The sequence below is a fragment of the Geothrix sp. 21YS21S-2 genome, from assembly GCF_030846775.1.
Classification (GTDB): domain Bacteria; phylum Acidobacteriota; class Holophagae; order Holophagales; family Holophagaceae; genus Mesoterricola.
In genome coordinates this window covers 4,814,402-4,838,202 of the sequence record NZ_CP132910.1, presented here as the reverse complement: position 1 = coordinate 4,838,202, position 23,801 = coordinate 4,814,402, and the positions used below count along the sequence as shown (strand labels likewise).

Annotated in this window: 23 protein-coding genes; 12 read left to right on the top strand and 11 right to left on the bottom strand. The window is 68.4% G+C overall.

Annotated elements, in window-relative coordinates:
- Positions 1–49: 49 nt before the first annotated feature.
- Positions 50–289, bottom strand: coding sequence for an acyl carrier protein (gene acpP / locus RAH40_RS21270; protein ID WP_243334161.1), 240 nt, complete (start codon positions 287–289; stop codon positions 50–52).
- Between the two features lie 69 nt (positions 290–358).
- On the opposite strand from acpP, the gene RAH40_RS21265 reads away from it, so the two are divergent.
- The 3 genes from RAH40_RS21265 (at position 359) to RAH40_RS21255 (ending at position 3,171) form a co-directional block, all read left to right on the top strand.
- Positions 359–1,288, top strand: coding sequence for a site-specific tyrosine recombinase (locus RAH40_RS21265; protein WP_306599642.1), 930 nt, complete (start codon positions 359–361; stop codon positions 1,286–1,288).
- Positions 1,289–1,540: 252 nt separating this feature from the next.
- The gene (locus tag RAH40_RS21260; protein ID WP_306599641.1) at positions 1,541–1,978 is read left to right on the top strand and encodes a hypothetical protein; all 438 of its coding nucleotides are present in this window, start codon (positions 1,541–1,543) and stop codon (positions 1,976–1,978) included.
- A 113-nt stretch (positions 1,979–2,091) separates the two neighbouring features.
- On the top strand, positions 2,092–3,171 hold the full coding sequence (locus RAH40_RS21255; RefSeq protein WP_306599640.1) for a YafY family protein: 1,080 nt from the start codon (positions 2,092–2,094) through the stop codon (positions 3,169–3,171).
- Between the two features lie 156 nt (positions 3,172–3,327).
- Here RAH40_RS21255 and RAH40_RS21250 read toward each other — a convergent pair whose 3' ends face one another.
- From RAH40_RS21250 to RAH40_RS21240, 3 genes are read right to left on the bottom strand one after another with little or no spacing between them, the layout of a single operon-like run.
- Complete coding sequence (locus tag RAH40_RS21250; RefSeq protein ID WP_306599639.1) at positions 3,328–3,861, bottom strand: hypothetical protein; 534 nt, start codon at positions 3,859–3,861, stop codon at positions 3,328–3,330.
- Positions 3,858–4,217 carry a YbjQ family protein gene (locus RAH40_RS21245; protein WP_306599638.1) on the bottom strand — a complete coding sequence of 120 codons (360 nt, stop codon included), beginning with the start codon at positions 4,215–4,217 and terminating at the stop codon, positions 3,858–3,860. Before RAH40_RS21245 ends, RAH40_RS21250 begins: the two co-directional genes overlap by 4 nt.
- A 2-nt stretch (positions 4,218–4,219) precedes the next feature.
- The gene (locus RAH40_RS21240) at positions 4,220–4,966 is read right to left on the bottom strand and encodes a YIP1 family protein (protein WP_306599637.1); all 747 of its coding nucleotides are present in this window, start codon (positions 4,964–4,966) and stop codon (positions 4,220–4,222) included.
- A 132-nt stretch (positions 4,967–5,098) separates the two neighbouring features.
- On the opposite strand from RAH40_RS21240, the gene rocD reads away from it, so the two are divergent.
- Positions 5,099–6,307, top strand: coding sequence for an ornithine--oxo-acid transaminase (gene rocD / locus RAH40_RS21235; protein ID WP_306599636.1), 1,209 nt, complete (start codon positions 5,099–5,101; stop codon positions 6,305–6,307).
- Between the two features lie 45 nt (positions 6,308–6,352).
- Here the strand turns inward: rocD and RAH40_RS21230 are convergent, their stop codons facing one another.
- From RAH40_RS21230 to RAH40_RS21205, 6 genes are all read right to left on the bottom strand, one after another.
- Entirely contained in the window at positions 6,353–7,012 is a 660-nt protein-coding gene (locus RAH40_RS21230) for a hypothetical protein (RefSeq protein WP_306599635.1), read from the bottom strand.
- Between the two features lie 82 nt (positions 7,013–7,094).
- Positions 7,095–11,822, bottom strand: a complete 4,728-nt coding sequence (locus tag RAH40_RS21225; RefSeq protein WP_306599634.1) for a PKD domain-containing protein — start codon at positions 11,820–11,822, stop codon at positions 7,095–7,097.
- A gap of 334 nt (positions 11,823–12,156) precedes the next feature.
- Positions 12,157–12,924: a PKD domain-containing protein gene (locus tag RAH40_RS21220; protein WP_306599633.1), complete on the bottom strand. Its 768-nt coding sequence runs from the start codon at positions 12,922–12,924 to the stop codon at positions 12,157–12,159.
- Between the two features lie 93 nt (positions 12,925–13,017).
- Positions 13,018–13,815 carry an MqnA/MqnD/SBP family protein gene (locus RAH40_RS21215; protein ID WP_306599632.1) on the bottom strand — a complete coding sequence of 266 codons (798 nt, stop codon included), beginning with the start codon at positions 13,813–13,815 and terminating at the stop codon, positions 13,018–13,020.
- A complete protein-coding gene (locus RAH40_RS21210) occupies positions 13,815–14,330 on the bottom strand; it encodes a tetratricopeptide repeat protein (protein ID WP_306599631.1) in 516 nt (171 codons plus the stop codon). The genes RAH40_RS21215 and RAH40_RS21210 overlap by 1 nt, the downstream gene beginning before the upstream one ends.
- Positions 14,331–14,380: 50 nt before the next feature.
- Positions 14,381–15,133 carry a sulfite exporter TauE/SafE family protein gene (locus tag RAH40_RS21205; protein ID WP_306599630.1) on the bottom strand — a complete coding sequence of 251 codons (753 nt, stop codon included), beginning with the start codon at positions 15,131–15,133 and terminating at the stop codon, positions 14,381–14,383.
- Positions 15,134–15,195: 62 nt separating this feature from the next.
- Here RAH40_RS21205 and RAH40_RS21200 point away from each other — a divergent pair, with 62 nt between their 5' ends.
- The 8 genes from RAH40_RS21200 to RAH40_RS21165 all read left to right on the top strand — a co-directional run bounded on the left by RAH40_RS21200 (position 15,196) and on the right by RAH40_RS21165 (position 23,517).
- A complete protein-coding gene (locus tag RAH40_RS21200; protein ID WP_306599629.1) occupies positions 15,196–17,049 on the top strand; it encodes a lipopolysaccharide assembly protein LapB in 1,854 nt (617 codons plus the stop codon).
- 70 nt (positions 17,050–17,119) lie between these two features.
- Positions 17,120–18,559 carry a Fe-S cluster assembly protein SufB gene (sufB, locus tag RAH40_RS21195; protein ID WP_306599628.1) on the top strand — a complete coding sequence of 480 codons (1,440 nt, stop codon included), beginning with the start codon at positions 17,120–17,122 and terminating at the stop codon, positions 18,557–18,559.
- A 23-nt stretch (positions 18,560–18,582) separates the two neighbouring features.
- Positions 18,583–19,344 (top strand): Fe-S cluster assembly ATPase SufC, encoded by a 762-nt coding sequence (sufC, locus tag RAH40_RS21190; protein WP_306599627.1) that lies wholly within the window; start codon positions 18,583–18,585, stop codon positions 19,342–19,344.
- On the top strand, positions 19,344–20,621 hold the full coding sequence (gene sufD / locus RAH40_RS21185) for a Fe-S cluster assembly protein SufD (protein WP_306599626.1): 1,278 nt from the start codon (positions 19,344–19,346) through the stop codon (positions 20,619–20,621). Before sufC ends, sufD begins: the two co-directional genes overlap by 1 nt.
- Positions 20,618–21,853 (top strand): cysteine desulfurase, encoded by a 1,236-nt coding sequence (locus RAH40_RS21180; protein WP_306599625.1) that lies wholly within the window; start codon positions 20,618–20,620, stop codon positions 21,851–21,853. Before sufD ends, RAH40_RS21180 begins: the two co-directional genes overlap by 4 nt.
- Complete coding sequence (sufU, locus tag RAH40_RS21175) at positions 21,850–22,299, top strand: Fe-S cluster assembly sulfur transfer protein SufU (RefSeq protein ID WP_306599624.1); 450 nt, start codon at positions 21,850–21,852, stop codon at positions 22,297–22,299. The genes RAH40_RS21180 and sufU overlap by 4 nt, the downstream gene beginning before the upstream one ends.
- An 8-nt stretch (positions 22,300–22,307) precedes the next feature.
- Positions 22,308–22,859 carry a NifU family protein gene (locus tag RAH40_RS21170; protein ID WP_306599623.1) on the top strand — a complete coding sequence of 184 codons (552 nt, stop codon included), beginning with the start codon at positions 22,308–22,310 and terminating at the stop codon, positions 22,857–22,859.
- Between the two features lie 187 nt (positions 22,860–23,046).
- Positions 23,047–23,517 carry a hypothetical protein gene (locus RAH40_RS21165; RefSeq protein ID WP_306599622.1) on the top strand — a complete coding sequence of 157 codons (471 nt, stop codon included), beginning with the start codon at positions 23,047–23,049 and terminating at the stop codon, positions 23,515–23,517.
- Here RAH40_RS21165 and RAH40_RS21160 read toward each other — a convergent pair.
- Positions 23,514–23,801: a transcriptional regulator gene (locus RAH40_RS21160; protein ID WP_306599621.1), complete on the bottom strand. Its 288-nt coding sequence runs from the start codon at positions 23,799–23,801 to the stop codon at positions 23,514–23,516. The genes RAH40_RS21165 and RAH40_RS21160 overlap by 4 nt on opposite strands.

Genomic DNA, 23,801 nt, shown 5'->3' with positions numbered 1-23,801 from the left:
GCCGCAGGACTTTTCGTTCTGCGGCGCCGGGATGGTTCCCAAGGAATGTTCAGGCCTTGGCATTCTTCTCGATGTACGAGATGGCATCGCCAACCGTACGGATCTTCTCCTGCTCGCTTTCGGGGATCTCGATCCCGAAGGCTTCTTCGATGGCCATGATGATCTCAACCGTATCCAAGCTGTCGGCGCCGAGATCGTCAACGAAGTGACTGTTCTCGGAAATGGAATCCTCGGGCTTGGCAAGCTGCTCGGCGATGATCGCAATGACCTTTTTGCGGATTTCAGCCATGGTCTCTCCTTAGAACCTGACGAGGCTAGCATGGCTTTTCCGGAATGCCAAGCGGCTAGACTGGATGGCATGCCGCGACCCGTCCAGAATCCCGTCCCCGAAAGGGGCTGGCCCCTAGGGTGGAGCACCTCCCTGCGCGAGTTCGAGGTCTTCCTCGCCGTCGAGCGCGGGCTCTCCCGCCACACGGTTTCGGGCTACCTCTCCGACCTCCAGCACCTGGCCCTGTGGGCCGCCGGGGCCGGCCTGCCGCCCTCGGACCTGGACCGGGACCGGGTCACGGCGTTCCTGGTGTCACAGCAGTCCACAGGCAAGGCGGCACGGAGCATCGCGCGCCTCTCCTCGGCGCTCCGCCAGTTCCTGGGTTTCATGCGCATGGAGGGCGAAGGCGCCGCGGGCCCCGAGTCCGTGGTGCGCCCGCCGCGCCCTCCCCGCATCCTTCCCAGGACCCTTTCCGAAACCCAGGTGGAGGCCCTCCTGGGCGCGCCCGACCTGAACGCGCCTCTGGGCGTGCGGGACCGGGCGTGGATCGAGCTGCTCTACGCCTCGGGCCTCCGGGTCTCCGAGCTGGCGGGCCTTTCCGGCCTCACGGTGTTCCTGGACGAGGGCTTCCTCAAGGTGATGGGCAAGGGCCGGAAGGAGCGCCTGATCCCCTTCGGCGAGAGCGCCGAGCACTGGGTGCGCCGGTGGCTGGCCCTGCGCCCCTCCTTCAGGCCCCAGGACGACACCCTGTTCGTGGGAAGGCGGGGGGAACCCCTCACCCGGCAGCAGTTCTGGCGCCTCCTGAAGGCCTACGCGGTCCGGGCGGGCATCCGCCAGGAGGCCGTGAGCCCCCATGTGCTGCGCCACGCCTTCGCCACCCACCTCCTGGACCATGGCGCCGATCTGAGGGCCGTGCAGTCGATGCTCGGCCATGCGGACATCTCCACCACCCAGATCTACACCCACGTGCACCAGACCCGGCTCAGGGCGCTGTACGACCGGATGCACCCAAGATCATAAATGTTAATTAATGCATCGTAAATTTTAATGAATTCGATTAATTCAATATTTTAGTTATATTTGGCCAAACCATACCCATGAGGCGGAATCGGGCATGTCCCCGAAAATGCTGTTGATTCGGTTCGATTTCAATTCCTGCATTTCGGAATGGACCCTTCGTGCATAATGAATCCAAGATCTGTTCATATTTCAGCCCTGAAATGGACGGATTGGGTTGGGGCAAGCCCCATCACTTCCGTTTGAGGACCCGCAGTGATCGAATCCGGAAAACGAATCATTGATCAAGTCATCCTCCGGCTTCTGGCCGAACATGCGGTGCCCGATCAGGCGACCCTTCTGGACCTGCTGGCCAGGGACGGCTACGCCCTCACCCAGGGGACCCTGTCCCGGCGCCTGGCCCGGCTTTCCATCCGCAAGCGGGGAGGCCGCTACCAGCGGGTCCCCAGCGCCGCCCAGCCCCCCCCGCCCTACGCCTTCGTCCCGTCCGCACCCAATCTCCTCGTGCTCCAGACCCACCAGGGTCTCGGCCAGGCCCTCGCCCTGCGGGTGGACCGCACCACCGTCAGGGGCGTGGCGGGCACCGTGGCGGGCGAAGACGCCCTGTTCATCGCCATCCACGGCGATTCCTCCCTGGAGGAAGTGCAGAAGGAGGTCGAGCAGGTGCTCGGCCCACCCCGGGCGCGCATCTAAAGAGAGCCTTCTGTTTCCAAAACACCCTCAAGGAGGGCGTCGGCAAAAGGGGAGGTTAGGCAGGTGGACGAAGCCGCGGCTTCCCGCCATGATGGGATCTGGAGAATCCACTGATGGCCCCACGAAAATCCACGAAGGTTGCCGCCGCCCCTGAAGCTGGAACGCCTGAGGCGGCCCCCGAAGCAAAGACGGCCAAGCCCCGGACCCGGAAAGCCGCAGCCCCCGTCGTAGCCGCCCCGCCTGCCGCCCCCGCCCCGAAAGCGGCGCGCAAGCCCAGGGCCGCCGCGCCGACGGCCCCCGCCGCCGTGCCCGAACCCACCCTCGAGGCGTCCGTTCCCGCCGTCGCCGCGCCCGTGCCCGCCGTCCTGCCCGCGGCCCCCGCGGGAGACCCCCTCACCGCCCCGGCCCGGGCCGTGCTGCAGGCCATCCAGGACGGGGCCGCCGTGGAGCTGCTCTTTGTCGACGCCGAGACCAATCCGCCCCGCACCTTCGAACCCCGCCAGCTGATCTTCGACACCTTCGCCAGGGAATGGTACGTCTGGGGCTGGGACCGCCGGTACAACGCCGAGCGCCACCACCGGCTGGACCTCATCGCCCAGGTGGGTCCCGTCGAGGGCATGGGCCGCGCGGCCCAGGGCCCCTACAAGGAAGGCACCGCCGCGAACCTCATCGGCGGCTGGCTTGGCGGCGAGCCCATCCGCGTGAAGGCCGTGCTGCTCAAGCAGTGGATCTTCGCCGTGCGCCAGGCCCCCGCCCCCTTCCCCGAATTCGTCATCGAGGAACTGGAGGAAGGCAAGGCCCAGGTCACCTTCGTCGGCACGGATCTGCGGGCCATCGCCCGCTGGGCCATGCAGTTCGGGGACGGAATCCAGGTGATCGAGCCGCAGCGGCTCCAGGACCGCATCAAGCAGGTGGGCATCGCCTGGGCCGGCAAACCCGCCCCGGCCCCCGCGCCCGCCGCCGACCGCCCCGCCTCCGACCGCCCCCGCCGGGACCACGGCCACAAGGAGCACCGCTCCGAGCACCGGTCCGAACGGGAAAACCGGGAGCCCCGGGAAGCCAGGGAGACGCGCGAACCCCGGGATTCCGCCCCGGAACCCCGCCGCAAGCCCGAGCCCTCCCGCCACGTGCCCGAGGCCCCCAAGCCCACGGTCAAGGCCGGCAAGATCGAGATCCGCATCGACCGTCTCTGATTCTTCTCTCGGCGAACCTCGGCCCCACGGCCGCCTCGGCGATACCTTCTGTTTCTAGACTCGACGGCGCGCTGAAGCGTTGCGCCGCGGGATCCCGGACAAGGAAGGCATCGCCGAGGCAGCCGAGGGGCTGAGGATCGCCGAGAGAAAACGGGTTCAGTACCAGCCGCCAGTCATTCGTCTGAAGGCCTTCTCCCGGCGGGCGATAGGCCGAAAGCCGGAACAGACGGTCGGCCCTGCCAACTCGGGGCAGGCGTTGCATGCCTGCCGATCCGGGCCCCGGTGCCGGTAGTGCCGCCAGAAGGCGAAAAAGCCCGCAAGCACGGCCAGGGCCACCCCCCAGCCGGCCGGCCCGGAACGCAGGCCCCGCACCGCCAGGAAGGTCCCCAGGGCCGCCGGCAGGAAGCGCGACAACCACTTGGAGGGCCGCCCGCGCGTCAGCAGCAGGAGCAGGACGCCCCAGGAAGCCATCAGGGCCCAAAGCGAACCGGAAGGTGCGAGCAGGCCCGCACCGGTCCCCGCCACGAACCCCATTCCCGTCAGAAGGCAGCCCTTGCAGACCCGCATGCGCCCCAACGCCACCACCTCGCCGCGGTAGGCGGCGCACAGGGGGTGGTGGGCGAAGCGGTGGAACCGGTGGGCGCGCCGGCTGAACCGGTCGATGCGGCGGGCCAGGTCCCGGTCGATCACGCGCCGGGCGGCTTGGGACGCAGGACCACGGCGGTGCCGTAGGCCACGATCTCGTTGGTGTTCTGCATGAGGTCCCCGGAATCGAAGCGGAACCCGAGGATGGCGTTGGCGCCCATCTGGCGCGAGTGCAATTCCAGGCGGTTCATGGCCTCGTTGCGCGATTCCCCGGCCAGTTCGGTCAGCATGGTGATCTCGCCGCCGAACACCTGCTGGCATCCCGCGCAGGCCGTCCCCACGATGCTGCGGGAGCGCACGGTGATGCCCCAGCAGGGACCGATGATCCGCTCGATCTCCGTGCCGGGGGGCGGCTCGAAGGTGGTGAGGATGGGCATCTGGTGGATGGAGATGGTGGCCATGGCTAGCGCGCTCCCAGGACAGGCAGGGCGATCATCAGGAGCGCCGCGATGACGGCGCAGATGGCGGCCCCGGACGCCTTCAGGCGCATGGTGTGCCTGGTGGCGATGAAGATGAGGAAGATGGAGGCGAAGGTGAAGAGGTCGAGCGCGTTGAAGAGGGCGTGGAGCTTGACGCTGTCGGGGGCCAGGTAGAAACCCAGGGACGTGGGGGAGAGGGCGTCGGGCTTGGCGCCGCCGATGGTCTTCAGGGAGCAGATGATCCCCAGAAGGATGGCCTTGGGGGCGCCGACCAGGCCGGCGACGACCGTGGCGGAGAAGGCCTGCCGGTAGCTGGGCTTGCGGCCCTCGTGGCTCCAGGAACCCACGATCCAGTAGACCAGGGCCAGAATGAGGCTGACGACCGCAAGGCCCAGCAGCCCGCCCAGCACGCTGAAGGGAAGGATCATCTTGGCCTGCATGGAGATGATATTGTCGATGGACTCGGCGGGGATCTTGGGATTGGCCTCGAGCATGGGACGGAGCATGGCGTCCACGTCCACCCGGCGGGCCCACAGGACCGCGACCACGGTGTTGAGGAGCGTCAGGAGGGCCAGCGCGCCTCCCCACACCGGCGTGGCCTCCAGCCGCCTGAACAGGGCCTCGGGCTCGGTGAACACCCCCACGAGCTGCTCCAGGAGGCCCGGGGCCTTCACGGGTTGCGGAGCGGCCTCGCTGCCATAGAGGCTTTCGGACGGATTGGATTCATTCATGGCTGGCCTCGTTCGGGGTTGTTGGTAAATTTTCGCAGCATCGGCGCCGCTTTCAATGTCAAATTCCCGCTCCTCCCCCTCGAGGAACGATGGCCACGCTCGCCGCACACAACTGGGAACGGAGACGAGACCATGAAGGTTGATCCAGGGCTGGGCCGTCATCTACTTGAGCAGGAGGAGCGGTACGGGACCCCCGGACCCCGTTCCCTTGAGCAGGTGTTCCTGCGCGCCGACGGCGCCTACCTGTGGGATCTCCAGGGGAACCGCTTCATGGATTTCCTCGGGGGGGACGGCGCGGTCAGCCAGGGCCACAACCACACCCGCATCGCCGCCGCCATGGTGGAGCAGTGCCTCCGGCTCTCCCTGGTGACCCAGGCGGTGCGCCACGCGCGGCTGGCCCCCTTCCTCGAGAAGCTCTGCACCGTGACGGGGTTCGGGGCCGCCCTGCCCATGAACACCGGCGCCGAGGCCGTGGAGGTGGCCATCAAGGCCGCCCGGCGCTGGGCCTACCGGGTCAAGGGCATTCCGCCGGGCAAGGCCGAGATCCTCGTGTTCACGGGCAACGACCACGGGCAGACCACGACCCTGGCGGGACTGTCCTGCGACCCGGACGCCGCCGGGGACTTCGGCCCCTTCGGCCCGGGGTTCCACATGGTGGCCTACGGCGACCTGAACGCGGCAGGGGCGGCGGTGGGGCCCTGCACCTGCGCCATCCTGGTGGAGCCCATCCAGGGCCGGGCCGGGCTCCGGATCCCCCCCCGGGGCTACCTGCGGGGCCTGCGGGAACTCTGCGATCGCCACGGGCTCCTGCTGCTGCTGGACGAGGTGCGGTCCGGCCTGGGGCGCACCGGCAAACTGTTCGCCTTCGAACACGAGGGCATCCGCCCCGACGGGGCCGTCCTGGGCAAGGCGCTGACCGGAGGCTTCTATCCGGCCAGCGCCTTCCTGGCCTCCAGGGAGGTCATGGACCTGTTCACCCCCGGTTCCCACCGGTCCACCTTCGCAGGCAACCCCTTGGCCTGCGCCGTGGCCTCCGCCGCCCTGGACGTGCTGGCCGAGGAGCGCCTTGCGGACCGGTCCGCCGAGCTGGGTGCCTACTTCCTCGCACGCCTGCGGGCCATGGAGAACCCCCGCGTGCAAGAGGCGCGGGGCCTGGGCCTCTGGGTGGGGCTGGAGCTGCGGGGCCCCGAGGCCGTCCGGATCTGCGAGGCCCTGGCCCACGAGGGGCTCCTGTGCCAGGCGGTGTGTGATACGGTCATCGTCCTCGTACCGCCCCTGGTGATCACCCGCGAGCAGCTGGACTGGGCCCTGGAGAAGCTGGAGCGGGTCCTGGGCAGGTAAAAGGAAAGCGGGCCCGGAGGCCCGCTTCCAGTGCGTACGGACGGACTAGAAGTGCAGGCCCAGGTAGAAGGAGCCCGCGACCTGGGGCGCCATGGCGCGCAGGGTGCGGTTGTCCATGCTGCTGAGGGCCTGGAGCTGGGTCTGGGTGGTCTTCACGGGGGTGCCGGCCACATCGACGCCCACGTAGGGACGGAGGGAGCCCATGCGCCAGGTGCCATCCAGGCTCAGGCGGACCCAGGGGCGCAGGTAGGTGTTCGAGGCATCCACGCGGCCGGTGATGACGCCGTTCTGGAAGATGGCGCCCTGGGCGGAAAGGGCTTCGCCCCTGCCCTCCAGGTGGAAGCCCAGGGAGACGCTGGAGCCCAGGGGCATGAGGTAGCCCGCGCCCAGGGACCAGTAGCTGTGGGTGATCTTGATGTCGGTGAGATCCACGGCGCCGGTGTTGAGCGCCATCTGGGAGGAGGAGTCCAGCTTCCCGCCCACTTCGTAGTACCAGTTGCGGGCGGAGGCGATCTCGCCCATGAAGCGGATCCCCACCCCGATGGAGCGGTCCGCCTGGTCCTTGGTGCCCGCCTGCACGGTGATGGAGGTGGGCCGGATCAGTTCCCCGAAGACCTGGATCCGGGCGTCCAGGGCCTGGACCGGCGTCTGGGCGAAGAGGGATCCTGCGGAAAGTGCTGCGACCAGGACTGTTGTGATCTTCACGAGTCCTCCTTAAGAGTTGGGAACCAGGGGGGCGAACAAGGGGGAAGCGTCGGGGATCCGACGCTTCCCAAGGGGGATGCAATCAGGGTGCCACGGGGGTGGCGGGGCCGTTGGTGACCACGATGTCCCAGTGGTAGTTGAAGGGGATCTTGTAGGCGTAGCTGAGATCCTTGCCATCGCTGGCCTTGATGTGGACGTTGCCGGTTGCCGTCTTGATGGCCTCGATCCACTCCGTCCGGTTGAGGGCGCGGGGAACCAGCTTGCCCCCGGCGTTGTTGGCTGTGATCGCCTTGAGGGCGTATACCCGCAGGGTGGCGGAGCCGGAGGGCCGGAGTTCGAAGGGGACGTCGAACCAGCAGTAGCCTGGGGCGACGGTGGTCATCAACGTCGTCTTGGCCACCGGGTCGGTATAGATCTGGCCGCTGGTCATGGTGACCCGGGCGTCGGTGAGGATGGGGAGCGTGTCCGGGTTGGGGGTGGTGGTGCCGCTGAAGACCGGATAGCCGCTGGACGGATTGCCGGCAACGGTCTGGGCCGGGAAGCTGCCTGGCAACATGAAGTGCTGAGTTGATTGGTCGGTTGCCAGTTCCACGACCCAGAAATCGGGGGCGACCGGGGCGCCGAGGCTGTCCTTGGTGGCATTGAACCAGGTGACCCGGTAGCCGCCGAGGCTGGGCGTATCCGTGACCAGGGGGTTGGGAATCTTGAGGCTGCCGTCGGCGTTCCGGCCGCGCTTGTCGACCATGGTGTCCTGGGGCGGGACGAAGCCGAACCTGGCCGTGGCGTCGCCGGAGGCGACCCCGGTGAGGCCGGTGGGCGGCTGCAGGGTGGTGCCGTCGGCCAGCCAGGTGCGGGCGATGGTGCAGCCCGAGACGCTGTTGTAGTAGGGCGTGAACGCGGTCCAGAAGAAGCGGCCGACGCCGTTGGGACTGGGCACCAGCCCGTTCTCCGCCGCCGGGAAGGAGGCATCGAAGGTGCCCTGGCCCGTGGCGTTGAGGTTGAAGGCGCTGTTCCGGGGGGTGATGCCCGCGTGGCTCGGCCAGGTGGTGGCCGAGGTGTAGCGGAAGCCCGGGAAGCCTGCCAGCATCCCGTTCTTGGAGTTCTGCCAGTCAAGGGCGGCGGCGTTCAGAGTGACCGGCCACTGCCAGACCCTGGACCAGAGGTATTCGGAGTAGGAGAAGACGCTCCGGATGGGATTGAGCGGCCGGGTGGAAGGGGTGATCACCTGGCGGTTGACGTCGTTGGCGTCGTAGGGAATGAGGAGGTCGGCCAGACCGCCCGAGAAGGCCGAGGCACCCTGAGAGTCGTACACCGCGGCGTTGAAGAAGGCGGGAACGGCGCCTGCCACAGGCAGCGGGGACAGGCTCACCGTGTCCGAGCTCCAGCCGGCCACATCCAGGTCATAGGGGTCCGTGGACGCGCCGGGGGCGCGGAAGGCCTGGAACTCCGAAGCCTTGTAGGTATTGGGGACGGCCGAGTCACCCTGATAGGTGGGGTAGTCGAGGTTGAAGCCCAGGTTGGCCGAGGTGCCGGCGCTGGTGGTTTCCACCGTGGGGATCGTCTTGAGCATCAGGGGCCATTCCGCGAAGATCTGGAAGGCCTGGATGCCCGAGAAGGTGGCCGCCATGTTGTCTTTCTCTTCCCAGACGGGAGCGGTCCAGGGCACGGAGGGACGGAACAGCCAGCGGTCCGTCGGGATCCCGCCGGGCAGGGCGGTCGTTCCCTGCAGCTTGCGCAGGGAGGCGACGGCCGTCTCGGCCGCGAAGCCCTGGGCGGTCACGATGTTCAGGACCGGGTTCCAGGGGGCGACGGCAGCCGCGGGATTCTCGAAGCCGAAGGAGGAGACCGTGGTGGTGGAATCCAGGGTCGCGCCCAGGGTCGGATCCATGAACGCGCCGGTGGGGGCGTTGGGGATGCGCATGAAGTAGGACCGGCTGTCGGGGATCGCCGGATTCGTCCAGGAGGGGATGTCGATCCAGAAGGGCAGGTCCGAGCGGACCGGCACCGAGATGGTCGCGTTGATGCCCTGGGAATCGGCCACCGCATAGCTGTAGGTGATGCCGTCCTGGAAGATCTGGATGGTGGCGCCCAGGCCGTTGGCGGCGGTGGTGACCTTCGGCAGGGGCGTGACCGCCTGGCCGGTATCGTCCTTGATCTGGCGGTAGAGGAAGTTCAGGGTGAACAGCTGGGTGTTGATGCCGTCCACAACCACCCACTTGCGCGTCTTCTTGGGGACCACCAGGCTGGAGCGGCCGACCTTCGCGCAGCTGTTGGCCGGGTCCTGCACGTCGGTGGTGTCGGTCACCGTGAGGTCCACGCGGTAGGCGATGATCTTGCCGGCCTCGCCGGGGAAGGAGACCTCGCCGGGGCTGGCGACGCCGCTGGCGCTGGGCACGCCGCCCGGGAACGTCCAGGCGTAGGTGAGGGCTCCACCGGAGGTGGGGGCCACGCCGGTGCCGGCGAAGAGGAGCTTGCCGCCGGCGGGGATGTAGACGACGTCGGGATCGGAGTCGCCCGCGGGAATGACGGGGACGCCCTTGCCGCCGTCCAGGATCGTCTTGGGATCCGGGGGCGGGGTCCCCGAGGCCTGGGGGGAGGAGATGGAAGCCGTGGGAAGCGCGTTCAGGGACACCGTGACCGTGAACGACACCTGGGTGGCGGCGGCGTTCGAACTGCGGTTGTCGGTGCCGTTGATGGTGACCGTGGCATTCCCGGTGAACGCATCCGGGTAGATGTGGCTCAGGGTCACCACCGATCCGCCCGAGGCGCTGGTGCTGGTGGTGGTGGTTCCGGTGACGACCCTGGGCTGGCAGGCGGAGTCGGGTCCGCCCCAGTCGACGGTGTAGGAGACCGGATCGTTGTCCTGGTCGGAAACGGCGAAGACGAGGCTGACGGCCTTGGAGGTCAGGGCCGAGGTGATCGGCGCCGCCGGGGTGCTGATGGTGAACCCGGGCTTGTGGTTCGCGCCCAGGGTCTTGATGGTCATGACCGGGCCGCTGGCGGGGACGCCGACGATGCCCAGGCTGTCCGTTGCGAAGGCCGAGGGGGTGGAGGTCCGGGTGCCGGTGGCCGCCGCGCCGGGGTACTGCACCGTGGCGGCGTAGGCGCCCCCGCCCGTGCTGACGAGGCTGGTGACCGTCGCCCCGGCGTCGTTGGGCTGGAAGGTGATGAGGTTGGCGGGAATGGGATCGGTCGCGCCGCCGGCGCCGGCCCTCGGGTTGGTCACGGTGAAGGTGAACACCTGGCTCACGGTCCCGTTCAGGTCCACGTTAAGGGTGGTGGCGCCCGGCGTGGTGAAGGCGACCACGGGCAGGGGGGTGTTGACCACCTGGAAGGCCACGGAGGGGCTGAAGTCGCCCACGCCGCCGTTGGCGTCGATGGCCCGGACCCGCACGGGGATGGTCCCGGTGACGGTGGTGGGGAAGGTGTGGTTGACGGTGGTGGTGCGGGTCGTGCCGGTGGGGCTCGCGTCGGGGGCCGAGGTCACGGTGTTGCCGTCGCCGAAGTCCCAGACGAACTGTTGGATGGTGTCCGAGGTGTTCGGGTCCGTGGCGGAGGCGGTGAAGGCGTACACCTTGTTCTGGAGCAGGCCGGAAGCCGCGGGGGTGGTGATCCTGGAGACCGGGGGCAGGTTGGCCTGGACCGTGATGGGAATGGCGACCGTGGTGACGCCGCCCTTGCCGTCGTCGGCCGTCACGGAGGCGTTGGAGATGCCCTGGGCCGTCCAGGCGTGGGTCGCGGTGGCGCCGGTGACCTTGGCGGTCCCGTCGCCGAAATCCCAGGTGATGGTCGGCGTGTCGGCGTTGGCGTCGGTCACGCCGGCGGTGAAGGTGATGGGCTGGTAGGCGAAGGGGTTGCCGGTGGGGTTCTGGGTGTAGGCGAGGACGGGCGGGGCGTTGGCCAGGATGTTCAGGACCAGGGAGATGGACTTGTTCCCGCCCGGGATCCCGTTGTCGGCCTTGAAGGCCATCGTGTAGATGCCGGCGGCCGCGTAGGTGTGGGTCTGGGTCAGGGAGGTGGTGCTGGAGACGTCCCCGACCGCGCCGGTGTCGCCAAAGGTCCAGCTGTAGGTCAGGGAGGCGTTCTGGGGATCCACCGCCGTGGCGGTGAACGTGATCGGGACGTTCTGCCAGGTCGAATTGGCGGCGCCTGGGACGGGAATGTCGGCCGACGCGACCAGGGATATGATCGGCGCCTGCGCGACGCTGAGGGTGGTGTTGACGGTCATGGCCGGCAGGGTCACGAGATCGCTGAGCAGGACGCCCGTGGTGTCCTGCACCGAGACGGTCGGCGAGAAGGTGCGGCTGTCGGTGGTGGCGGCCGCCGGGAACGTGGCGGTGGCGGTCCATTCGTTGGTGGTGCCGGGCTTGGCCGTTACCACAGGGCTGCTGCCGGTCGCCAGGGGGTCGTTGGTCTTGAAGGTGATGCCGGCGGCGTTGTAGGTGAGCCCGCTGGCGGGGTCGAGGTCGATGGTGAAGTCGAAGGTGTAGAGAACGTTGCTGCCGACCTGGGTCTGCAGGGTGCTGGGCGCGGCCGGCGCGACCGGGCTGACCGTGAAGGGGTTGGAGGCCTGGGTGACGGTGAAGGTGGTGGCGACGGCGGTCCCGGCGAGGCCGTGGCTGTCGGTGGGCGTCACCGTCACCGTGAGGGCGTTGGACGCCGACCGGAACGCGTGCTGGGCGGTGAACGGCGCGGCGGTCACGGTCTGGACCGGCGTGCCGTCCCCGAAATTCCAGATGCAGCTGGCGACGGAATCGCCCAGGTCGGGATCCGTCGTGCTGGTGGTAAAGGTGTATATCTTATATTCCACGAGGGTGTTGGTCGTGGCATTGACAACGGGGGCCGTGGCCGACGGCGCCGAATTCACCGCAACTTTGTTGCTGGGACTGTTACCACCTCCGCCGCATGCGCAAAGCAGCGCCAAGCAGGTGGCAGAAAGGATGATCCCGGAGTTGCGCAATGTGAATCTCATGGATGCCCCTTCGCATTGAAGCCGAAGAAAAGAACCAGCAATTACCCAAATTAGTACAGAAAGATCGGCCGATATGATGGCTCCGATCATACAATCAACCCCATCCAGGGGCCATTTATTTCCATGACTCTATGAAAATAGATGCCCGGAAGGCCTGGGCTTCACGATTTGCCTAGGGACGGGCCACTGTCTGGATCGTTACCGGGGGAAAGAGCACCGGCACGCTCTGGATATTCAGACTGTCCTTGATCTTCAAGGAAGGCGTCGCCGTGTAGACGGCGCCGGCGCCCCCGGAGGCGGGGTAGGCCATGGCGATGGACCAGGGCACGGCCCCGTCCAGGGTGCCCATGATCTTGACCACGGGCACCGCGGTGGCCAGCGGACTGCCCGGCGTGAACAGGAAATCCTCGTTGGGCACCGTCCCCATCCCGTTGTAGGTGACACGGAACTGGAAGATGACGGTGGTGCTGGTGCCCTGGCCGGCCTGCACGCTGATGGCGGCGGCGGGGGTGACGGGGATGACGGTGAAGGGATTGGCTGAAGGCGCCACCACGAAGGTCGTGGCGGAGGCGGGGCCGTTCAGGCCGTGGGTGTCCCGGGCGGTGACCGTCACCTTCACCGCCGCGGACGCGGCCAGGAAGGCGTGCTGCACCGAGAAGGGCGAGGTGGTGACCGCCTCCGGGAGGGAGCCGTCCCCGAAGTCCCACGTGCAGCTCACGACCTGGTCGTAGAGATCCGGATCCGTGGCGCCGGTCGTGAATAGGTATGTTTTATATTGAGACAGGTTGGTGTCGTTCGTGCTCGCCTTCGGCGGCGTCACGGCGGGGGGCGAGTTGATGGAGAGCCGCTCCCTGGGGCTGTTCCAGCCGCCCATGGTGCAGCCGCAGAGCAGGATCGGACCAAGCCCGGTGAGCACGAAGCAGCGCAGCATGGGTTTCATGGTCTCCCCTTCGGCATGATGTCCACCTTACCGCTTTGAAAACCTGATTTACCAGAACCAAGGTGCCGCAATGCCCCGGGAGCCGCCTTCGGCTCAGCCCTGGATCCACTCTGCGGAAAGGCCCAGGAGGCGGTCCACCGCCGCCCGTCCCCGGGGCCCGGGATCCACGGTGAAGTCGTTCACCCAGGCCCGGACGTAGCGTCCGATCATCTCGGTGTCCATGCCCCGCCCGAAGGACTGGGAATAGGCCACCGCCTCGTCGTGCCGCTCCCGCGCCAACTCGACGCTGCGGCGCATGAGGTTCGCGAAGCGCGCCTTCACGTCCTCGGGGAGGTCCTTGCGGATGGCGTTGCCGCCCATGGGAAGGGGCAGGCCGCAGTCGGCCTTCCACCAGGCGCCCAGGTCCTCCACGAGGTGCAGCCCCCGGTCCCGGAACATCAGCTGGCTCTCGTGGATGAGCAGGCCCGCCTCGAAGGCGCCCTCGGCTACCGACTCCATGATCCGGTCGAAGGGGACCAGCTCGACCTTCAGGCCCGGCATCCACCGGCGCATGGCCAGGTAGGCGCTGGTGCGCAGGCCCGGGATGGCCACGGTGACGCCGGCCAGGTCCGCGGGGGCCAGGGGTTTCCGGGAGATCACCACGGGGCCCGTGCCCTCCTGGATGCTGGAGCCGGCGGTGAGCAGCTGGTAGGTGGACGCCAGCTCGGGGTAGGCGCCGAAGCTGATGGCGGTCACCTCGTACGGCGCCCCCAGGGCCTCGGCGTTGAGCGTCTCGATGTCCTTGCGCACGAAGCGGAAGTCGAAGCCCTCGGTGTCCATCCACCCCAGGGCCAGGGGCGCCATCATGTACGCGTCGTCGGAATCGGGACTGTGGGCGATCGTGAAGGGCATCAACGGGCTCCGTGAAGGGGTGCGTGGAGCGACGCGAGCTTTTCCTTCACTCGCTCCACGGCCTTCACGGCCAGGGCGTATCCGGGGTTCTCCTGCACGGCGCTGCGGTAATGATCCAGGGCCTGCTCCAGTTTGTCCAGGGCCTCGTACACGCGGCCCAGGTTGTAGTGCGGGTAGCAGTAGCTTTCGTAGCGCTTGGCCTTGAGGGCCATGTGGAGCCAGGGGATGGTGTCCTCGTACTGGCCCAGTTCCAGGTAGTAGGCGCCGATGTCGTTGTAGGGGTTGCCGTACTCGGGGTCCAGGTCGATGGCCCGGTGGCAGTCGGCGATGGCGGCGTCGAAGTCCTTCTGGAAGGAGCGGGCCCACCCGCGGTACGTGTAGGCCTCGGGCGTCCGGTGCAGGTCCAGGGACTTGGTGTACAGCTCGATGGCCCGGTCCACCTCGCCACGCATGTGGTGCTGGTAGGCCTTGCTGACCAGTTCCATCGCCTCTTGCTTCTTGTCGTCGGTGCTCATGGAGGGCCTCGAGGGAACCCCATCATAGGACAATTCCGGCAGATGGGAGCCTAAGCTTGAAGGCGGAGAAGACTGACCGCCTGCCACAGGATATACCCGCCCATCGCCCCCACCAGCACCCCCCCCACCCGGAGGAGGCCGGTCCGCCAGGACTGGCGAAGCCGGGTCGCCGCCAGGCCGAGCCCCAGGAGAATGGGAAGGTTTCCCAGACCGAAGCAGACCATTCCGGCCGCCCCCATGCGCCAGGATCCGGCGTCCAGGGCCCGCAGGAGCATCATGTAGACCAGCCCGCAGGGGATGAAGCCCCAGGCCAGCCCCAGGAGGTAGGGGGCCCCCCCCCACTTGAGGCCCCGGGCCAGGAAGCTCTGGAGGGGCCGGGGCATGGGGAATTCCATGAGGCTGTCGGCGCGCCGGCCCAGGGCCATGAACAGCCCCAGGAGGAGCATCAGGAACCCGATGCCCAGCTTGACCCACACCTGCCAGGGCCAGGCCTGGGCGGCGATGAGGGCCTGGCCGTCGGGGCGGCAGCAGGCGTGCATGTCCTGCACGGTCTGGAGCCTCGCGAATCCGCCCAGGAAGCCGATGGCGGCCCCCAGGACCGCGTAGGTGCTCACCCGGCCCGCCTGGAACATCAGGTGGCGGGGCCACATGCGGCCCCCCTCCCTGGCCTGGGCCAGGCCGAACGAGGCCACGATGGGCCCGCACATGCCCGCGCAGTGGCCCACGGAGCCCAGGAGCCCGGCGATCCACATGATCACGAGCCAGGGCAGGGCGTGGGACTGGTTGAGCCAGGTCTCGAGCACTTTTCACCTCTGCCGGGATTCTACCGGGCAAGGCCCGACCCGGGTACGGCTATCCTTGTAGGATGACGAACGAGATCCCTGGAACCTTCTGCCAGAACTGTTTCACCTGGAACCCGGGAGAAAGGGAGATCTGCCGCAAGTGCGGCACCAGGCTCCTGATCGTCGCCGGGGACCAGACCTGGGAGGAGACCGAGGAGATGGAGGCCGAGGACGACCTCGACGAGCATCTCCTCGAGCGCATCACCGGCCTGGAGGAGACCCTGCGCCGGGTGGAGACCTACCTCGAGACCGTCTCCGACCAGATGGGCCGCCTGGAGCGCAGCGAGGTGATGCTGCGCAACGGCCTCATGTCCCTGGTGCAGGAGATGGAGCACAAGGGCCAGCTCGACGGCCGCGCCTTCTCCTCCCGGTGGGAGCAGCTGGTGGAGGAGAACCTGCAGCTCATCAGCGCGCGCGAGCTCTTCACCCGCTACCGCGCCCGGATACTCCCCATCGCCAAGCCCAAGGCCGCCTCGCAGCTCAAGCGGGCCCTCCTGGAGACCTCGGCCCTGCTGGACAACGGCCAGCTGCCCGAGGCCGCCACGCGCCTGGGCGAGGCCCTGGCGCTGGACCCGCGCAACTACGAGCTGGTGTTCACCGTGGCCGCCCTCAAGGAGGTGGCCCAGGTGTGGGACGAGGCCGAGCAGCTGGCGCGGCGCGTGGTGCAGCTCAGCCCCCGCCACTTCGAGGGCTGGATGCTCCTGGCCAAGGTGCTCCAGGACGACCCCGCGCGGGCCGACGCGGCCATCGAGACCCTGCGCATCGCCTCCGACCTGCGCCCCGACGAGGCCGGCCCCAAGATCCAGCTGGCCGAGCTCCTCCTGGAGGAGGAGGACCTGCAGGGCGCGCTCGAGAGCTCGCAGGAGGCCGTGAACCTCCAGCGGGACGGGGAGACCCTCTGCCTGCTGGCCGAGGCCCTCCTGGCCCGGGGCGAGGCCCCCAAGGCCATCCCGCTCCTCAAGGAGGCCTCCGGCTACCTCCCCGGGGACCTGCGGGTCCGCGAGCTCCTGGCCGAGGGCTACATCCTCGCCGACGAGCGTCCCAAGGCCTTCTCCATCCTCGCCGAGCTGCTGCGCCAGCACCCCGGCGATCCCCAGCTCCTCCTGCTCCTGGACGCCGAGAACGCCGCCCAGCTCCGCAGCGCCAGGGGCGGCAAGGCCGAGGCCCGCTACCTGCTGGACGACGCCGAGGACTGGCTCTCCGAGGGCAACCTCGCCGAGGCCGAGGGCGTCCTCAAGAAGGCCCGGCGCAAGGACAGGAGCGAGCGCCTGGAGTGGCTGGAGCTGAACCTGGCCTACCAGAAGGACCCCAAGGCCCACCTGGGCAAGGCCGTCCTCTTCGCCGGCAGCCCCCGCCATCCGCGCCTGTGCTTCCAGGCCCTGCGCCTGGCCCTGGACTCGCTCATGGACCGCAACGACGAGAAGGGCCTCAACCAGGCCCTGGACGTGTTCTTCAACGCCCACCCCAAGAGCAGCGGCGCCTGGGAGGCGGCCATCATCCGCCAGGCCCACCGGCTCATGAACGCGAAGATCACCGAAGCCGACCTCGCCGAGGTGCGCCGGCTCCAGGCCAACCCCCTGCCCGGCCAGGAGGCCCGGGCCCGCACCCTGCTGGGCCAGTACCTCCTGGAGCTCAAGCATCCCCGGGAGGTCGTCCAGCTCGTGGACCCGGTCCTTGCAAGCGAGCCGACGATGATCAATCATTTCCAGTTGGGGATGGCCCTGGCGGCCCTCAGGGAGAAGGAAGAGGCCCTGGCGGTGCTGCGGGACGGCCTGGACTCGGACCCGGGGGATCTGCCCGAGAGCCAGACCACCCTGCTCCGGTCCCGGATGGAAGGAATGATTCATGACCTAGAGCAGCCGGCCGGTCATCTGTGATCGCGGTCAAAGGGTCCGTGACAAAGTTGACAAGTCTAGTCATGATTATTCGGGAAGGTTGGGTCCGGCCATGAGCACGTCACTGCAGCAGGTCACAGGTCAGGAATACAAGTACGGGTTCGTCACGGACATCGAGTCCGACAGCGTGCCTCCGGGGCTTGATGAGGATGTCATCAGGTTCATCTCCGCCAAGAAGGGCGAACCCGATTGGCTGCTTGAATTCCGCCTCAAGGCCTACCGCCACTGGCTCACCCTGACCGAGCCGGAGTGGGCCAACGTCCACTACGAGAAGCCCGACGTCCGGAAGATCGTCTTCTACTCCGCCCCCAAGCCCCGGGAAGCCAAGTACCAGAGCATGGACGAGGTGGATCCCGAGCTCCTGCGCACCTTCGAGAAGCTGGGCGTGCCCATCAACGAGCAGAAGGCCCTGGCCGGCGTGGCCGTGGACGTGGTGTTCGACAGCGTGAGCGTCACGACGACCTACAAGGCCCGGCTGGCCGAAGAGGGCATCATCTTCTGCAGCTTCAGCGAGGCGGTGCGCGAGCACCCCGAGCTGGTCCGGAAGTACCTGGGCTCGGTCGTGCCCACCTCGGACAACTACTACGCCGCCCTCAACTCGGCGGTCTTCACCGACGGCTCCTTCTGCTTCATCCCCAAGGGCGTCACCTGCCCCATGGACCTCTCCACCTACTTCCGGATCAACAACAAGGAATCCGGACAGTTCGAGAGGACCCTCATCGTGGCCGAGGAGGGCGCCTCCGTCAGCTACCTGGAGGGCTGCACCGCCCCGCAGTTCGACGTGAACCAGCTGCACGCCGCGGTGGTCGAGCTGGTGGCCCTGGACGACGCGAGCATCAAGTACAGCACCGTGCAGAACTGGTACGCCGGCGACAAGGACGGCGTGGGCGGCATCTTCAACTTCGTCACCAAGCGCGGCCTCTGCAAGGGCCGCAACGCCAAGATCAGCTGGACCCAGGTGGAGACGGGCTCCGCCATCACCTGGAAGTACCCCAGCTGCGTGCTCCTGGGCGAGAACAGCGTGGGCGAGTTCTACTCCGTGGCGCTGACCAACCACCGGCAGCAGGCCGACACGGGCACCAAGATGATCCACCTGGGCCGCAACACCAAGTCCACCATCATTTCCAAGGGCATCTCGGCCGGGTTCTCCAGCAACAGCTACCGGGGCCTCGTGAAGGTCCACCCCAAGGCCGAGGGCGCCCGGAACTTCAGCCAGTGCGATTCCATGCTCATCGGCAGCCACTGCTCGGCCAACACCTTCCCCTACATCGAAGTGCAGAACGTCTCGGCCAAGGTCGAGCACGAGGCCACCACGTCGAAGATCGGCGAGGAGCAGCTCTTCTACTTCCAGCAGCGGGGCATCCCTCCCGAGGACGCCATCTCCATGATCATCAACGGCTTCTGCAAGGACGTGTTCCGGGAGCTGCCCATGGAGTTCGCCGTGGAGGCCACCCGCCTCCTGGGCCTCAAGCTCGAAGGGAGCGTCGGCTGATGAACACCCATTCGGAGACAAGCATGCTTTCCATCCGCAACCTCACCGCCCGCATCGGCGAAAACGACGTCCTCAGGGGCATCAACCTGGAGATCAAGGCCGGCGAGGTGCACGCCATCATGGGGCCCAACGGCAGCGGCAAGTCCACCCTGGGCAAGGTCCTGGCCGGCCATCCCGCGTACGAGGTCACCGGCGGCGAGGTGCTGTTCCAGGGGAGGAACCTCTTCGACCTGGCCGCCGACGAGCGCGCCCGGGCCGGCATCTTCCTGGGCTTCCAGCACCCCATCGAGGTGCCCGGCGTCTCCAACGCCTCCTTCCTGCGCCTGGCCTACAACAAGAAGGCCGAGGCCAACGGCCGGGAGGAGCTGGACCCCCTGGAGTTCGACGACTACATCCAGGAGCGCATCAAGCTCGTGAAGATGGACCCCTCCTTCCTGGACCGGAGCCTCAACGAGGGCTTCTCCGGCGGCGAGAAGAAGCGCAACGAGATCCTCCAGATGTGCGTGCTGGAGCCCGTGCTGGCCATCCTGGACGAGCTGGACTCGGGCCTGGACATCGACGCCCTGCGGGTGCTGGGCGAGGCCGTCACGGCCCTGCAGGGCCCCGACCGCGCCCAGCTCATCATCACCCACTTCCCCCGCATCCTGGAGACCATCCAGCCCACCCAGGTGCACGTGCTCTCCGGCGGCAGGATCGTGCGCACCGGCGGCAGGGAGCTCGCCGACGAGCTCGAGGAGCGGGGCTACGACTGGCTCAAGGAAGAAGCCCCCGCGGGGAGGGCGTGATGGTGGCGCTGGACGCCGTGCCCCTGCTCGAGGGCATCCTCTCCCGGCTCCGGCCCTCGGGCTGGGAGGCCCTGCGCGCCAAGGCCGAGGCGGCCCTGGAGGGCAGGGAGCTCCCCGCCACGCGCCAGGAGGACTGGAAGTACACCGACCTGGCCCCCATGCGCGACCTGGAGTTCGCCCCCGGCGCCGCCCTGGACGCCGACATCGCCCACGTCATCCTCCCGGAGGCCCGCGGCTCGCGCCTGGTCTTCGTCAACGGCCACTACGCCCCCCACGCCAGCAACGTCACCAACCTGCCCGCGGGCGTGCGGTTCCTGAACCTCTCCTGCGCCACGGAAATGGCCCGGGACCTGGGGACCCTCTCCGGATCGGACTTCTTCGCGGACCTCAACCTTGCCCGGTTCCAGGACGGCGCCCTGGTCGTCGTGCCCAAGGGCGTCCAGGTGGAGGCCCCCCTCCACGTGGTGTTCGTGAACCGCCAGGAGGGCGCCGTGCCCACCTTCGCCCTGCCCCGCCTGCTGGTGGTGGTGGAGCGCGGGGCCTCGGCCGTCCTCGTGGAGGAGCACCTGGGGACGGGCACCTACCTCACCAGCGGGGTCGCCGAGGTGATCGTCCGCGAGGACGGGCGCCTCATCCACGAGCGCATCCAGCGGGAATCCGACCTGGCCTTCCACTTCTCCCACCTGGCGGCCCGGGTCGAGCGCGGCGGGAACTACGCCTGCCGCACCATCAGCTTCGGCGGGCGCCTCTCCCGGTCCACGCCCCACGTGGTCATGGCCGCCGAGGGCGCCGAGCTCAGCCTGGACGGCCTGGCCCTCCTGGGCGGCTCCCAGCTCTCGGACACCCACTCCTTCGTGGACCACACGGTCCCCCACTGCACCACCCGCCAGTCCCACAAGGTCATCGCCGACGACGCCTCCCGCGCCGTGTTCAACGGCCGGATCTTCGTGCGCCCCGGCGCCCAGGGCACCGACGCCCAGCAGCAGTGCCGCGGCCTCCTGCTGTCCCCCAAGGCCCGCATCGACACCAAGCCCGAGCTGGAGATCTTCGCCGACGACGTGAAGTGCGCCCACGGCGCGGCCATCGGGCAGCTGGACCCCGAGGGCCTCTTCTACCTGCAGAGCCGGGGCATGGACCCCGCCCTGGCCCGCAACGTCCTCACCTACGCCTTCGCGGCCGACCTCCTGGCCCGCATCCCCGTCACGAGCCTGCGGCGCCAGCTGAGGCAGACCGTGCTGGCCCGCACCCAGTCCGGCACCCTCGAGGCCCTGTCATGAGCACCGCCACCGCCCCCCTGGACATCCAGAAGATCCGCGCGGACTTCCCCACCCTCACCACGCCCTTCCACGGCAAGCCGGTGGTGTACCTGGACAGCGCCGTGTCCAGCCTCACCCCCCTGCCCGTCATCGAGCGCATGGCCCACTACCAGTCCTTCGAGCACACCAACGTGCACCGGGGCGTCTCCACCCTCAGCCAGGAGGCCACGGACCGCTTCGAGGAGGCCCGGGAGAAGGTGCGCGCCCTGATCAACGCGCCCAGCGTCAAGCAGATCATCTGGACCCGCGGCACCACCGAGAGCATCAACCTGGTGGCCCAGACCTTCGGCCGCCAGAACGTCCACGAGGGCGACGAGATCCTCCTGTCGGCCATGGAGCACCACTCCGACATCGTCCCCTGGCAGCTGCTGGCCGAGGACCGCGGCGCGAAAATCCGCGTCATCCCCATGAACGACGCCGGCGAGCTCATCCTGGACGGCCTGGACGACCTCATCACGGAGCGCACGAAAATCGTGGGCGTCACCCACGTCTCGAACGTCCTGGGCACCATCAACCCCGTCAAGGAGATCATCCGGCGGGCCCACGCCAAGGGCGTGCCCGTGCTGGTGGACGGCGCCCAGGGGGTGCCGCACCTCAAGGTGGACGTCGTGGACCTGGACGCCGACTTCTACGTGTTCAGCGGCCACAAGCTCTCCGGGCCCACCGGCATCGGCGTCCTCTACGGCAGGAAGAGCCTGCTGGAGGCCATGCCACCCTGGCACGGCGGCGGCAGCATGATCCTCTCGGTCACCTGGGAGGGCACCACCTTCGCGGCCATCCCCGGCAAGTTCGAGGCGGGCACCCCCCCCATCGCCCAGGCCATCGGGCTGGGCGCGGCCATCGACTACGTGCAGGCCATCGGCCTGGACCGCATCGCCGCCCACGAGCACGACCTGCTCCTCTACGCCACCGAGCGCCTCAAGGCCATCCCCGGCCTGCGCATCATCGGCGAGGCCCGGGAGAAGGCCTCGGTCCTGTCCTTCGTCCTGGAGGGCATCCACCCCCACGACATCGGCTCCATCCTGGACCACGCCGGCGTGGTCGTGCGCGCCGGCCACCACTGCGCCCAGCCCGTCATGACCCGGTTCGGCATCCCCGCCACCACCCGTGCTTCGTTCGCCTATTTCAACACGCGGGCCGACGTGGACGCCCTGGTCTCTGGCATCCTGAACGTCCAGGAGATCTTCCAGTGAGCGACCCCCGGGAGCTGTACCAGCAGGTGATCATCGAGCACAACAAGAAGCCCCGCAACTTCGGGGACCTCGAGCCCTGCACCCACCACGCCCACGGCCTGAACCCCCTGTGCGGGGACGACATCGTCCTCAAGCTCGTGGTGGAGGACGGCCTCGTGCAGGACATCCGCTTCACGGGCCACGGCTGCGCCATCTCCAAGGCCTCCAGCAGCCTCATGACCGTCAACGTCAAGGGCAAGCCCGTGGCCGACGCCGAGGTCCTGGTGGAGCAGTTCCGCGCCATGATCCGCGGCGCCCTCGACACCGCCACCGACCCCAACGTCCTGGGCCGCCTCAGCCTCTTCCAGGGCGTGCGGGACCTGCCCAGCCGGGTGAAGTGCGCCGTGCTGCCCTGGGCCACGCTGCACAGCGCGCTCCACGGCGAAGACATCGTCAGCACCGAATAGGACGCCCCATGCCGAAGATCGCCGAAATCGAGTACACCCCCAATCCCAACGCCGTGAAGTTCCAGCTGAAGGAGCCCGTCACCGTGGGCTTCCCCAAGGCCTTCCGGGACGCGGAGATGGCCGAGCACGACGAGCTGGCCCGGGGCCTCTTCGCCATCGGCCACGTGGTGTCGGTCTTCATGCAGGACAAGTTCATCACGGTCACCAAGGACGACGGCATCGGCTGGACCGAGCTCCTGCCCAAGCTGGCCCCCCCCATCCGCCAGGCCCCGTCGGCGGCCGGCTCCACCCAGGAGGCCCCCCACTGGGACCGCCCCGAGGTGGACGAGAACGACCCCCTCATCCAGCAGATCCGCAAGGTCCTCGCCGCCAGCATCCTCCCCGCCCTGGCCGCCGACGGCGGCGGCCTGGACATCGTCGGCCGCCACGAGAAGCAGGTGATGATCCGCTACCTGGGCGCCTGCGGGTCGTGCCCGTCGGGACTTACGGGCACGCTCATGGCCATCGAGGGCATCCTGCGCAAGGAAGTGGACCCGGAGATCGTCGTCATCACCGTTTGAACCGGTTCTCGACGCCGGTATCCAGGGGAGCCTGCGGCGAGCTGGAGGAGGCCTCCAGCGGGGCGAGGAGGGTGGATATTCCTTCTCATCCTTTCGATTCCCTCGCCCCTTCCCGTACACTGACCCCATGACGGCAGGCAGGCGTGAGCGCCAACTACAGAAACAGCGAGAGATCCTGGACCGGACCTTGGCCGCCCTGGACTCGGGCGGTCCTGCGGACGTACGTTCCCAGGCCGACCTGGAGGCCATCATCTTCCATGACCACGCCGACCTGGTCCGGGGCCTGGCCGAGGTGCTGGACCGCTCGGGCCTCGTGGAGGCCTTCCAGGCCCTGGCCCGGCACCTGGAGGAGGACGGCGGGCCATGGCTGCGCCGCCTGGAGCGCATCGAGGCCGACCCCGCCCTGCGCGCCCGCCGCGCCGAACTCGACCGCGACTACCTGGAGGTCCTGTCGGGCCACTTCCGCCGCTGGGGCGCCGCGGGCCCCCAGGGCGAGCGGATCTCCGACCTGGAGGCCGCCCTCGCCCTGGCCGCCCTGCAGGGCGCCCAGCGGCTATGGGTCAAGGGCCGGGGCCGGCCCGTCCTGCCGGTGCTGGTGGACGAGGCCCTGGCGGTGCTGTGGCCTGCCCTCTACGCCCACGCCCGGCGGCACGGCTAGCCCAGGATCTCCCGCAGCGCCTTGACGTGCTCCTGGAACGCCTCCCGCCCCGCGCCGGTGAGCGACAGGTAGGTGCGCGGCTTGCGGTCCACGAAGGTCTTCTCCTGGGCCAGGAACCCGGCCTCCTCCAGCTTGAGCAGGTGGGCCCCCAGGTTGCCGTCGGAAAGCTTGAGCAGGTTCCGGAGGTAGGTGAAGTCGACTTTCGCGTCGGCATCGAGGGCCGCCAGGGCGGCCACGATGCGCAGCCGCGCCGTCTGGTGGATGATCTCGTTCAGCCCGGCCAT